This is a genomic window from Enterobacter sp. BNK-16 (assembly GCF_048684955.1).
Lineage (GTDB): Bacteria > Pseudomonadota > Gammaproteobacteria > Enterobacterales > Enterobacteriaceae > Enterobacter > Enterobacter bugandensis.
The window spans coordinates 2,821,834-2,833,554 of the sequence record NZ_JBLQTQ010000001.1 but is presented as its reverse complement, the minus strand read 5'-3'; the positions used below and the strand labels follow the sequence as shown (position 1 = coordinate 2,833,554).

Annotated in this window: 15 protein-coding genes and 1 riboswitch; of the genes, 6 read left to right on the top strand and 9 right to left on the bottom strand. The window is 58.3% G+C overall.

All coding sequences use genetic code 11. The annotated features are described in order from the left end of the window. Positions 1-57: 57 nt before the first annotated feature. The 4 genes from ACMGGH_RS13505 to ACMGGH_RS13490 form a co-directional block, all read right to left on the bottom strand. Positions 58-558 (bottom strand): GNAT family N-acetyltransferase, encoded by a 501-nt coding sequence (locus tag ACMGGH_RS13505; protein ID WP_192971185.1) that lies wholly within the window; start codon positions 556-558, stop codon positions 58-60. Positions 559-585: 27 nt separating this feature from the next. Continuing rightward, positions 586-855: a DUF1778 domain-containing protein gene (locus ACMGGH_RS13500; protein WP_008499829.1), complete on the bottom strand. Its 270-nt coding sequence runs from the start codon at positions 853-855 to the stop codon at positions 586-588. Positions 856-916: 61 nt separating this feature from the next. Then, complete coding sequence (locus ACMGGH_RS13495; RefSeq protein WP_045261672.1) at positions 917-1,834, bottom strand: DMT family transporter; 918 nt, start codon at positions 1,832-1,834, stop codon at positions 917-919. 116 nt (positions 1,835-1,950) lie between these two features. Further along, positions 1,951-2,121, bottom strand: coding sequence for a general stress protein (locus ACMGGH_RS13490; protein ID WP_001273664.1), 171 nt, complete (start codon positions 2,119-2,121; stop codon positions 1,951-1,953). A gap of 390 nt (positions 2,122-2,511) precedes the next feature. Between ACMGGH_RS13490 and wrbA the strand changes: the two genes are divergently transcribed. Then, complete coding sequence (gene wrbA / locus ACMGGH_RS13485; protein WP_041910554.1) at positions 2,512-3,108, top strand: NAD(P)H:quinone oxidoreductase; 597 nt, start codon at positions 2,512-2,514, stop codon at positions 3,106-3,108. An 18-nt stretch (positions 3,109-3,126) separates the two neighbouring features. Next, positions 3,127-3,354: a YccJ family protein gene (locus tag ACMGGH_RS13480; protein WP_028012649.1), complete on the top strand. Its 228-nt coding sequence runs from the start codon at positions 3,127-3,129 to the stop codon at positions 3,352-3,354. Positions 3,355-3,387: 33 nt separating this feature from the next. On the opposite strand, the gene agp is transcribed toward ACMGGH_RS13480, so the two are convergent. Then, positions 3,388-4,629, bottom strand: a complete 1,242-nt coding sequence (gene agp / locus ACMGGH_RS13475) for a bifunctional glucose-1-phosphatase/inositol phosphatase (protein ID WP_232948071.1) — start codon at positions 4,627-4,629, stop codon at positions 3,388-3,390. Positions 4,630-4,781: 152 nt separating this feature from the next. On the opposite strand from agp, the gene ACMGGH_RS13470 reads away from it, so the two are divergent. Further along, positions 4,782-5,225: a winged helix-turn-helix transcriptional regulator gene (locus ACMGGH_RS13470; protein ID WP_232948070.1), complete on the top strand. Its 444-nt coding sequence runs from the start codon at positions 4,782-4,784 to the stop codon at positions 5,223-5,225. A 125-nt stretch (positions 5,226-5,350) separates the two neighbouring features. Beyond that, entirely contained in the window at positions 5,351-6,145 is a 795-nt protein-coding gene (locus ACMGGH_RS13465) for an SDR family NAD(P)-dependent oxidoreductase (RefSeq protein ID WP_028012646.1), read from the top strand. A gap of 1 nt (position 6,146) precedes the next feature. On the opposite strand, the gene ACMGGH_RS13460 is transcribed toward ACMGGH_RS13465, so the two are convergent. After that, the gene (locus tag ACMGGH_RS13460; protein WP_023335206.1) at positions 6,147-6,506 is read right to left on the bottom strand and encodes a winged helix-turn-helix transcriptional regulator; all 360 of its coding nucleotides are present in this window, start codon (positions 6,504-6,506) and stop codon (positions 6,147-6,149) included. A gap of 100 nt (positions 6,507-6,606) precedes the next feature. Between ACMGGH_RS13460 and ACMGGH_RS13455 the strand changes: the two genes are divergently transcribed. Beyond that, on the top strand, positions 6,607-7,356 hold the full coding sequence (locus ACMGGH_RS13455) for an SDR family oxidoreductase (RefSeq protein WP_028012645.1): 750 nt from the start codon (positions 6,607-6,609) through the stop codon (positions 7,354-7,356). Between the two features lies 1 nt (position 7,357). Here ACMGGH_RS13455 and ACMGGH_RS13450 read toward each other — a convergent pair whose 3' ends face one another. Next, positions 7,358-7,861, bottom strand: a complete 504-nt coding sequence (locus ACMGGH_RS13450; RefSeq protein ID WP_232948069.1) for a DedA family protein — start codon at positions 7,859-7,861, stop codon at positions 7,358-7,360. Between the two features lie 154 nt (positions 7,862-8,015). Beyond that, positions 8,016-8,185: riboswitch (M-box (ykoK) riboswitch) on the top strand. 60 nt (positions 8,186-8,245) lie between these two features. On the opposite strand from ACMGGH_RS13450, the gene ACMGGH_RS13445 reads away from it, so the two are divergent. Next, a complete protein-coding gene (locus ACMGGH_RS13445) occupies positions 8,246-9,247 on the top strand; it encodes a magnesium transporter (protein WP_232948068.1) in 1,002 nt (333 codons plus the stop codon). Here the strand turns inward: ACMGGH_RS13445 and hpxK are convergent. After that, the gene (gene hpxK, locus ACMGGH_RS13440) at positions 9,213-10,475 is read right to left on the bottom strand and encodes an allantoate amidohydrolase (protein ID WP_224066469.1); all 1,263 of its coding nucleotides are present in this window, start codon (positions 10,473-10,475) and stop codon (positions 9,213-9,215) included. The genes ACMGGH_RS13445 and hpxK overlap by 35 nt on opposite strands. Continuing rightward, positions 10,472-11,713, bottom strand: coding sequence for a pyridoxal-phosphate-dependent aminotransferase family protein (locus tag ACMGGH_RS13435; protein WP_232948066.1), 1,242 nt, complete (start codon positions 11,711-11,713; stop codon positions 10,472-10,474). Before ACMGGH_RS13435 ends, hpxK begins: the two co-directional genes overlap by 4 nt. Positions 11,714-11,721 lie beyond the last annotated feature (8 nt).

Here is an 11,721-nt window from a genome sequence, read left to right as displayed (position 1 = left end):
ATCGATATGTCGGGTGACGGCTACGCCTTACCCGACCTGCATGCTCCTTAAGAGCGATCACGCCTGCTCAAACAGTCGTTCGATAGCTTTTGTCGGGAAGAACAAAGAATGGCTGTTTTCGCCTGCCAGCGGGATGAACCCCAGCTTCAGATAAAATCGTTTAGCCTGCTCGCTAAGGGCATCAACAAATATTCCGTTTACTCCCACAGCCTGCGACGCCAGGTAAACCACCCGCATAGCGTGTGCAACAAGCGTTGTTCCCCACTCGTTTCCCTGTAGTTCTTTATGAATAGCCAGACGTCCCAGCGTCACGCTGGGTACGTTGAGATAAGGGATCCGACGCTGCTGAGTCTTAGAAGGAAGCATCGCTCTCTCAAAGCAACTTCCCGATAGCGTGTAATAGCCCAGCACGCGCGGATGGTCGCGCTCTTTAAGCAGGTAGGCTCGTAGAATACGTCCATTGTGCTGGCGTACCAGGTGTTCTCTCAGGAAGGCATTTAGCGAGGGTTCACCACAATCAAAATCCCCGAAATCATAGTCGGTTCCCTCTGAAAACATTTCAATCGTGAGATTTGCCAAGACGCTTCACTCCATGTTTCGAAGACGTTTTGCCGCTCGCTTGAGGCGTTCATTTGGCTCTGGGGGATTGTCGATGGCATCCATCACCGCATTCCAGGAGGCTTCGTTTAACACGAGACGACGGTGCTGCTCGATGACCTCTGCAGCACGCTCTGACGCACTGTTCACCATAAACTGGGTGATCGTTTGATTCGTCATCGCCGCCGCTTCTTCAATCATTGTTTTGTCTTCGTCCGTTAAGCGAAGATCGATACGCTGTTTTTTAAGTGCTGGCATGGTTTACATCACCGTGTACGGTTTTAATCCGTACATATCCTAAGTAACGTTGCGCTTTTTTTCAATCTAAACCTTTTTCAGCAGTCAAATGACTCGCTTCACGCCCCCGCTTTCTGAGCTTTAGTTCGCTCACCAGCACCCCGGCGACAATAAACGCCGCGCCCACCAGCGCCAGCAGCGGCAAACGCTCGCCGGCCAGTCGTCCGAAAATCCCCGCCCAGACCGGTTCACCGGTGTAGATCACCGTCGCCCGCGTTGGCGATACGCTGCGCTGCGCCCAGTTCATGGTCACCTGGATAATGGCGCTGAAGATGCCAAGCCCCAGCGCGACCACCACCAGCCCCGTGGACATCGGCGGCACGGATTCCCCGGCTGGCACCATCGTCGCGAAGGCCACCAGCGACGCCGTCGCGAGTTGCACCACCGTCACGCGCTTGACGTCCACTTTCCCAGCCCAGGCGCTGATCAGAATAATTTCCGCCGCGATGGCAATGGCCCCGACGAGGGTAATGATCTCGCCCGGCCCCAGCGCCAGCAGGTTATTTTCCGGCCCGGCTAATAAAATCAGGCCGATAAACGCCAGCACGATGCCAATGCAGGACATCAGCCCCGGTAGCCGCCCGAGGCATAACCATTGCAGCAGCGGCACCAGCGGCACGTACATGGCGGTAATAAAAGCGGATTTGCTACTGGAGATGGTCTGCAATCCCCACGTCTGCAGGCTGTAGCCCATCGCTATCGCAATCCCAATCGCCACGCCGGCCTTGAGTTCCTTCAGCGTCAGACCCCGCAGCGTTTTAAGGGAGATCAGCCCCACGGCTATCGCCGCCGTCGCAAAGCGCAGGCCGACAAAAAAGAACGGATCGCTGAGGGTCACCGCGTACTGGACGGCAAGAAAGGTCCCGCCCCAGAACATGGTGATGAGAATAAGGATGGCTTCCTGCGGTTTTATGGAGAATTTAAAGCGTGAGACGGACATGCGACACCAACAAGTGAGATCAATTCTGTAGTGTGCGTTGCCTTTGGTTACAGTTCAATGTTGCAGACATAAAAAAACCGCCGGGAAACCCGGCGGCAGGGAGTCAACCCGGCGTACTACTTATTGCTGCCGTGGCTATTTTTACCCCCTTTTTTACCAGCCTCTGATGCGCGCTGAGGGTCGTTCTTGAAGTTACCCCCGCTAGACTGGCCACCTTTACGACCTGCTTCTGATGCTCTTTCACGGTCTTCAGCGAAATTACCTGAACCACCACGATGGTTTGCCATCTCTAACCTCCAGAGTGTGAAACATTAGACATCATATTGCATTCAGTAAAAGAGGATTCTTTCACCTCGCGGCTAAAGGACAGGGCCTTTATCTGTGCCGCGTGAAACTAAGCTTAGTGGACTGAGGCTATCCGGCAAGCCACGGGTAATATTCTGCAACATGATATCCGCCTTTCGGGTCAGATAACGCGACGGAAATCTATAAGCCTTTCTTATCATTTTAAAATTCGACGACCAGAAAGTTGTTTCATTTTGCTACAGCACCTTATTGTAACCATGTTGTTATAAATCAAAGAAATGCCGTTCATTTTTGCAGTCTGGCCGTGATGTCATATCTTTAAATGAACGCAGCGATCCGCTGTCAGAAAAACCAACGAGGAGTGATGCAAAATGGCAAAAGTTCTGGTGCTCTATTATTCCATGTATGGACACATTGAAACCATGGCTCACGCGGTAGCAGAAGGTGCAAACAGAGTGGACGGCGTTGAGGTTGTGGTAAAACGCGTACCGGAAACCATGCAGGCGGAAGCGTTCGCCAAAGCCGGGGGAAAAACACAAAATGCCCCGGTCGCGACCCCGCAGGAGCTGGCGGAGTATGATGCCATTATCTTCGGCACCCCGACCCGCTTCGGCAATATGTCAGGCCAGATGCGTACCTTCCTCGATCAAACCGGCGGGCTCTGGGCATCCGGGGCGCTGTACGGCAAACTCGCCAGCGTATTCAGCTCTACCGGCACCGGCGGCGGCCAGGAGCAGACGATTACCTCAACCTGGACTACCCTTGCTCATCATGGAATGGTGATTGTGCCAATTGGCTACGGCGCGCAGGAGCTGTTTGACGTTTCTCAGGTGCGCGGCGGGACGCCGTACGGCGCAACCACCATTGCCGGTGGGGATGGCTCACGTCAGCCAAGCAATGAAGAACTCTCTATCGCCCGCTATCAGGGTGAATACGTCGCGGGTCTCGCTAAGAAACTGAACGGCTAACCCAACAGGAGGAAAAGTATGCCAACACAGGAATCCAAAGCTCACCACGTGGGCGAATGGGCAAGTTTACGCAACACCTCTCCGGAGATTGCCGAAGCCATCTTTGAAGTCGCGAACTACGACGAAAAGCTGGCCGAGCAGATTTGGGAAGAAGGCAACGATGAAGTGCTGATTCGCGCCTTCGAAAAAACGGACAAAGACTCGCTCTTCTGGGGCGAGCAAACCATCGAACGTAAAAACGTCTAAGCGTTTCCCCCCGCCGCAGCGGGGGGTTCTCTTTTACTTCGCCGCGTTATTCATCACCGCATTGAATTTATCAACCGGACAGAAGCCGTTCGCGTCCACCGGACAGCCCTTCAGCTCCAGCGTCACGCGCTGCGCGGGCGACTGCAATGACAGAACGCTGGCGTTGCGCAGCTGCTCCGCGCTCTGGTAGACATACTCAATTTTCATCAGCTCCTGATTGCTGTTTTTGTCGTGCCAACGCTGGAAGACAATCTTGCCGCCAATCGGGGTCCGCTCCTGCTGGTCATGCAGCTGATACGGCTTGAAATCCAGCGCGGTGAGCAGTGAAGCGATGTTCGAATCGTGCCCTACCAGCAGAGTAATCTTAGGCGCTTTCGCCTGTTCGGTGACCAGCGTTTTATCGATATATTTCACCAGCGGCTTCGCCACGTTTTGCGCCACCTCGGTGGAGGTAAACAGCGAGTCCTGATAGCCGTTCTTCAGCTTCGACAGCACGCGCCACTGCTGGTCGGTCTTGATTTCACCCCAGGCCACCTGGTCGGCCGGGAAGCCTTCGTAATACTGCAGCGTGAACGCGTCCACCAGCGAGTTACCCACCTTCAGCGGCCCGGAAACGCCAGGCTCTTTTTCATAGTCGGCGCTGAAGGTATCTTTCGCGTCCGCCAGGGAGCAGACTTTTTTCTCTTTGCAGGACGGGGAATCGGCGTAATTTGTCATCTGCTCCAGCAGCTTATAGCTTTCGCCAAGCTGCATTTTCTGCCGCTCGGTCTCCATCGCCTTCAGCGCTTTTTCGCGGAATTCCGGCGAGTTATCGGTAATCACCGGATTGAAGGTCGGGTCCATGGTGCCCATTTTTTCCTGATGATGCACAGGAACGTCGCAGCCCGGGAACGCGCCGGTGATAAAGAACTGCGCGGTGGCGACGGTACGCTGCAGGCTGTTGGCGTAAGCATAAACGCTATCCGCTGGCGGACACTCTCCCGTCTTCACCATCCCCTGCTCTGCCAGCCACTCGCGCATGTAATGGCCCATATAGACTTCCAGCACGCCGCCTTTGGTGGTGAGCTGACCGCCCGGCACGTCCCACTCCGGCCACTGCTTCGGCGTGGACTGCTCCAGCACGCTGCCGTTGTTGGCGAGCGGCGCGCGCAGGTTGTGACGGCTCATGATTAACACCTGCTCCAGCTGATAGCCTTTCGGCATCTCCTGCGCCTGTGCGCCAAAGGTCATTGAAAGGGTACCTGCCACGGCCACTGCGAGTAGTGCTTTTCTCATCCCTCGTTCCTCACGTTTTTTTAATGTTCCAGTGAGTGTGACAGATTCGTGACAGTTTTTTCGGGAAGCATTTCTCAAACTGATGATTAACGTGCTTACGGTGGGCGCTAATTAGTTTTATAATAAAACCACACCCCACCGGAGACCTGACCGTGAAACGCACCCGCCTTGAAGAGAGCACCTGCCCCGTCGCCCGTTCGCTGGATATCATTGGCGACTGGTGGTCGCTGCTGATCGTTCGCGACGCGCTGCGCGGGATTAAACGCTTCGGCGAGTTTCAGAAAAGCCTCGGTATCGCAAAAAACATGCTCACCTCGCGGCTGAAGCTGCTGGTCGATGAAGACATCCTCCGGCTTCAGCCCGCCTCCGACGGCAGCGCATGGCAGGAATACGTTCTGACCGACAAGGGACGCGCACTCCAGACGGTGCTGGTTGCTCTCTCCCAGTGGGGCAATGAATTTTTGTTCGCAGACAACGAATGCGGCACCGTTCTCGTCGATAGCGAACAGCGCAAACCCCTGCGTAAACTGGCGCTTATCGCCGACGATGGGCGCGAGCTGACGCCTGAAGAGATCGTGGCTAAACTCCCCTCCTGATCGTTCCCAACGGCAAAAGCACAAAATGCCCGGCAAAATGGTTGCATTATAAAACCAAATAGCAGAGAGTTAATTCAGTTTCATATTGAAACCAAATAACCCACTTTGCTTTGAGGTAACACACAATGACTACACAAATCACCACCGCCTTAATTACCGGCGCCTCTTCCGGGATCGGGGCCGTCTATGCCGATCGCCTGGCCGCGCGCGGCGCTAACCTGGTCCTGGTCGCCCGGCGCGAGGATCGCCTGAAAACCCTCGCCGCCGACCTGCGCGCGCGCTATGGCGTGGCCGTCGCTATACTGGTGGCCGATCTCAGCGATGAAGCCGGGATCCGCGCCGTGGAAAATGAACTGCGCCACAATACCGCCATCGATACGCTGGTAAACAACGCGGGCACCGCGCAGATGGCCCCGTTCCTCGCGGGCGATGTGGCGCAGCATCAGGCCATCAACACCCTCAACACCACGGCGCTGATGCGTCTGACCTACGCCATCCTGCCCCGCCTGGCGCAGAACAATCGCGGGACGCTGATCAATATCGCCTCGGTGTTATCGCTCCATGTCCGTGCGGGCAGCGCGTTGTACAGCGCCACCAAAGCCTGGGTACTGAGCTTTACCCGCGGACTGCAGGAAGAATTTGCCGATAGCAGCGTGCGCATTCAGGCCGTGCTGCCCGCCGCGACGGCGACGGAGATCTGGAGCCATTCAGGGGTTACGGTGAACGATCTGCCGGAAGGGTCGGTGATGACCACCGACGATATGGTCGATGCGTCACTGGCGGGCCTGGATCAGGGCGAACAGATAACTATACCGCCGATGCATGACGCCGCCCTGTGGGATCGCTACGAAGCGGCGCGCCTTGAGCTGTTTAACAGCGCGCGCACCGGGGTTCCGGCACCGCGCTACGTGAAACAGTAGCCTAACGCTCAAGCTGGTCGCCGTACTCGCTCATCCAGGCGGCCAGCGGCGAAAGTGCGTCCTGCAGGGTTAACCCCAGCTCGGTAATTTGATACTCCACGCGCGGGGGGATCTCCGGGTAGACCGTCCGCGTCACCAGCCCGCGCTGCTCAAACAGGCGGAGCTGCTTCGTCAGCTCTTTCTGCGTGATGGGGGCAGCGGCACGCAGCAGATCGCCAAAGCGTACGGGCGTGTTGAACACAATCAGGCGATAGAGAATGGGGATCGCCCACTTACCGGATATCAGGTTGACAAACTGCGTCATCGGGCAGGTATACGCCTCAGATTTTTTTTCGCAGCACACCTCCAGCATTTCTGCCATAGCACACCTCTTGCCTCGTTAGTATCCATTTGGTACCTGGTTTCCTTTCGATACTAACGTTTCTATAGTGCTTTCTCCAGTGACATTTCAGGAGAAGAACATGGGTCGTTTAACAGATAAATATACGCTGATTACCGGCGGTACCAGCGGCATTGGTCTTGCCACCGCGCAGGCGTTTATCGCCGAAGGGGCGCGCGTCGCCGTGACCGGACGCAACCCGGACACCCTCGCCGAAGCAGAGCGCATTCTGGGCGATAAGGCCTGGGTGATCCCAACCGACGCAGGCGATATCGCGTCGCAAAAAGCGTTGGCGGAAACCCTCGCCGCCCGCTGGCCACGCCTGGACGCAGTGTTTCTCAACGCTGGCGACGTGACGCACGCGCCGCTGGAAGCCTGGCAGGAGGATGCGTGGGACCGCCTGATGGGCATCAACCTGAAGGGACCGTTCTTTTTAATTCAGGCGCTGCTGCCGCTGCTGAATAATCCGTCGTCGGTGATCCTCTGCGGCTCCGTGAGCGCACGCATCGGCCTGCCCACCAGCAGCGTGTATGCCGCGAGCAAGGCCGCCCTCCTGTCGCTGGCGCGTACGCTGTCGGCGGAGCTGCTGCCGCGCGGGATCCGCGTCAACGGGTTGAGCCCCGGTCCGGTGGAAACGCCGGCATTTACGAAGACGGGCTTAAGCGAAGAGACGCTTAACGCGATGATGGCGGAGATCATCAAGCTGGTGCCGCTCGGCAGAATGGGCTCGACGACGGAGCTGGCAAAAGCCGCGCTCTATCTGGCGTCCGACGAGTCGAGCTACACGGTAGGAACGGAGCTGCTGGTGGACGGCGGAATGGGGAGTCTGTAACTCAAAAGGCGCTGATGCCGGTGACCGCGCCGACATACAGCGCCGCCCATGCACAGGCGGAAAGCAGGCTGACGGCGTAAACTTTGACGGCGTTCAGCCTGAGCATCCCTGCCGCCAGCGGCACGACATAACGCAACACCGCCAGAAAGCGCGACGTAAACAGTACGATGACACCGTTTTTTTGCAGCTGATGCTGAACCCGTAAAAACGTAGCGGCATGCTTCTCCGTAAAGCGCGCGACCAGCTGGGTGTGCCCCATCAGCTGGCCGATATGGTAGTTCAGCACCGATCCCGCCGTTGCCCCCAGCACCACGGCGAGCCACGCCAGCGCCGGGTGCATGCTCCCCTGGCTGACGCCGATGCCCGCCAGCAGCAACACCGAGGCGGGCGGCAGCACGGAGGAGATCAGCACCGTCGACTTGCTCAGCGCCATTACGAATAACAGCGCGAACAGATGTGCCGGATAAAGCGCAAAATGATTCAGCAGATTATCAAACCACGCCATTTTCCTTCCCCCGTTAATTAATCCTCCATTTAAAAGGAATAACCTTAAATAAACCCTCAACATTTTATCAATAAGATTTACCTAAACCTTTCTTAAACATTATTTAATTTCCTGAGCGATAAATTTAAACAAGCGTATTATTCCTCACGCTTTACAACGATCTCGTTATGGCGAGGCTCCTGTACAAATACACGTTATCGCTCTGGTGGGTTCGAGAGAACCGGCACAGGGTAAAACAGGCACTGTCGAATCAAGGCTTTGTCAGTATAACTTCCCTTGCGGGATACGGTGTACAGTGCTGAACCCAGGACGTGGGGATCTCCTTTCCGACATGCCCTGTCTTGCTCGCCCCTGAGAGATTTTATTATTCAAAGGGAATTCACTATGTCTTACGCTATTCACAACCACAACCAGGCATTCAATGACCGCGCGGTCGCGCAATATATGAATACCGATTTTATTGTCCTCGACGTTTCATTATGCGTGGCGCTGGCGCGCGAGCAATTCTTCGAAAAATTAAAAGACGATGATATTCCCTCGCATATTTTTATTGAAGACCATGGACGCCTGGCGGGCATGATTGCGGTACGCAAATTATTGCAGGTCACGGATACCGTGCAGCCAATTAAAAGCCTGATGATTTCACAGTTTTTGCAGGTCAAACCGGAAGATGAACGAGCCGATGTCGCCGGACTTCTGGCCCACGGCGAGGCGGACGTCGTGCCGGTGGTGACCCACGGCAAGCTCGTCGGCTGCCTGACCGAGCGCGAAATCGCCCATCTGCTGGAAGATGACGTCACCGAAGACGCCCAGCTTCAGGGGGCGACGCTGCCGCTGGAGAAGCCCTATCTGGAAACCAGCGCCTTCAGCCTGTGGAAGAAACGCTCCGTATGGCTGCTGCTGCTGTTTGTCGCGGAAGCCTACACCAGCTCGGTGATCCAGCACTTCGAAGAGGCGCTGGAGTCTGCCATCGCGCTGGCGTTCTTTATTCCGCTACTGATCGGCACGGGTGGCAACAGCGGAACGCAGATCACCTCCACGCTGGTGCGCGCCATGGCGCTGGGTGAAGTGCATCTGCGCGACGTAGGCCGCGTGCTGCGCAAAGAGATGACCACCTCGCTGATGATTGCCGTGACGCTCGGTATTGCCGGGTGCATCCGCGCCTGGATGATGGGTATCGGGCTGGAAATCACGCTTATCGTCAGCCTGACGCTGGTATGCATTACGCTCTGGAGCGCGATTGTGTCGTCAGTGATCCCGATGGTGCTCAAGCGCTGCGGCATTGACCCGGCGGTCGTCTCCGCGCCGTTTATCGCGACGCTTATCGACGGTACCGGGCTGATTATCTACTTTAAGATCGCGCAGTATACGCTGGGGCTGGAGTAACGCGATCCGCCAGCTGAATCACCGCACGCGAAAACGCCTCAATCGCCAGCGCAACATCCTCAGCCATCACCGATTCCGCCGGGTGGTGGCTGACTCCGCCCCTGCAGCGCACGAACAGCATGCCCACCGGCCAGCGTTCCGCGATGGCAATCGCATCGTGGCCCGCGCCGCTGGGCAGCGACAGCGAGCGTCCCTGTACCGATTTGACGGCCTCCCCCAGCACGTTCTGCAGGTGCAGATCGCACGGCGTGGCGGCAATGCGGTAAAACTCCTCGGCGCTAAATGCCAGCCCGCGGCGCGATGCGATCGCCCGGGCATGTTCCAGCAGGTCGTTGAGCAACCTGTCCAGCGGTGCATCCTGCGGGCCGCGAATATCGAGCGAGAGCTGAACCTCACCGGGGATCACGTTCACCGCTCCCGGCAGACAGCGCAATTCCCCGACCGTCGCCACCAGGTTGCCGCCCTGCTGTCGGGTAGCGTTTTCAATGATAACCATCCACTCGGCGGCGGCGGCCAGCGCGTCTCTGCGGTGGAGCATCGGCACGGTTCCCGCATGTCCTGCCTCGCCGGTGAAGCGACAGTTCAGGCGACGGGCGCCGTTAATGGCTTCCACCACGCCAAGCGCGAGCGCCTCCTGCTCAAGGCACGGCCCCTGCTCAATATGCAGTTCGAGATAGGCGCTGAAATCTTCCTGACGCCTTGCGGCATGCGACACGCGGGCAGGATCGAGCCCCGCCTGGGTCATCGCCTGCGCCACGCTGATGCCGCTGGCGTCAGTTTTTTCCAGCCAGCCCTGCGGCCAGGTGCCCGTCAGCCCCCGGCTGCCTAACAGCGTAATGCCGAAGCGGGTGCCCTCTTCATCGCAAAAGCCGACAATCTCGATGGCCTGCGCCAGATGCACACCCTGCTGATGCAGGCTGTCCACCACTTCAATGGCCGTGAGCACCCCGAGCATGCCGTCGTAGCGTCCCGCGTTGCGCACGGTATCCAGATGCGATCCAAGCAGTACCGCCTGCGCCCCTTCCTGCGCCCCCTCATAGCGTCCACAGATGTTGCCCACGCTGTCCTGCCAGACGGTCATGCCCGCCTGGCTCATCCACTGCCCCACCAGCTGGTTGGCCTGCAGATGCTGCACCGAGAGATAGACCCGGGTCAGCGCATCCGGGGTTTCGCTGATGGCGGCCAGCGCGTCGGCGCGGGCCATCACCCGTTCTGCCGCCGGGCTCATTGCGGCGTCTCGCGGCGATAGCGGTCCCACGCGGCCTGCATCGCCGCGCCCTGCGTGGTGGTGAATTTCAGGTAGTTCAGCACCGACTCCAACGCGCTCAGGGTAGTCATCACGCAGTCCTTGCGCGCGTTGTAGCCCATGGTGCCGATGCGCCACACCTTGCCGTGCAGCGGGCCAAACGAGGTGCCGATTTCAATCCCGAAATCCTCCAGCATCAGCTTACGCACCTGGTCGCCGTTGATGCCCTGCGGGATGACCACGCCCAGCACATTGTTCATCTTGTGCTTCAGATCGCCAAAGGTCTCCAGCCCCATCGCCTGAATGCCCTTCAGCAGCGCGTCGCCGTGCAGCCTGTGGCGGGCGATGCCGTTATCCAGCCCTTCCTGCAGGATCAAACGCGCGCACTCGCGGGCGCCAAACAGCGCGGTGGTCGCTTCGGTGTGGTGGTTGAGGCGCTCCGGCCCCCAGTAGTCCATCACCATGCCGAGATCGAAGTAGTTGGAGTAGATCATCTCCTCATCGCCGTCTCGGTGGGCGTCGGTGCGAATGCCCTCCTCAACGCATTTGCGGCGGCGGATCGCCTCCTCCATGCGCGCACTCAGGGTGATCGGCGACGTGCCCGACGGGCCGCCGAGGCACTTCTGCATCCCGGCCGAGACGGCGTCCAGCCCCCATGCGTCGGTCTCCAGCGCGTTGCCGCCGAGCGACGCGGTGGCATCGGTGTAAAACAGCACGTCGTAGCGGCGGCAGATGGCGCCGAGCTCCGCGAGCGGCTGCAGCATGGTGGTGGAGGTGTCGCCCTGCACGGTCAGCAGCAGGCGCGGACGAATACGCTTAATCGCATCCTCCACCTGGTCCGGGGTGAACACCTCGCCCCACGGCACCTCAATGGTATGCACCTCCGCGCGGCAGCGGCGGGCAATTTCGCACAGCAGGTGTCCAAAGCGGCCAAAGACCGGCACCAGTACTTTATCTCCGGGGCGGATGGCGGAGACCAGAATGGCTTCAATCCCCGCCCGGGAGGTGCCGTCCACCAGCATCGTCCAGCGGTTCTCGGTGCGAAACACACCGCGATAGAGCGCCATCACCTCGTTCATGTAGTGGGTCATGGCCGGATCGTACTGGCCGATCAGCTGGCTCGACATGGCGCGCAGCACGCGCGGGTCGGCGTTGATCGGCCCCGGCCCCATCAGCAGGCGCTGGGGCGGGTTGATTTGCGGAAAGTGTGCGATATCCATTGTTAAGT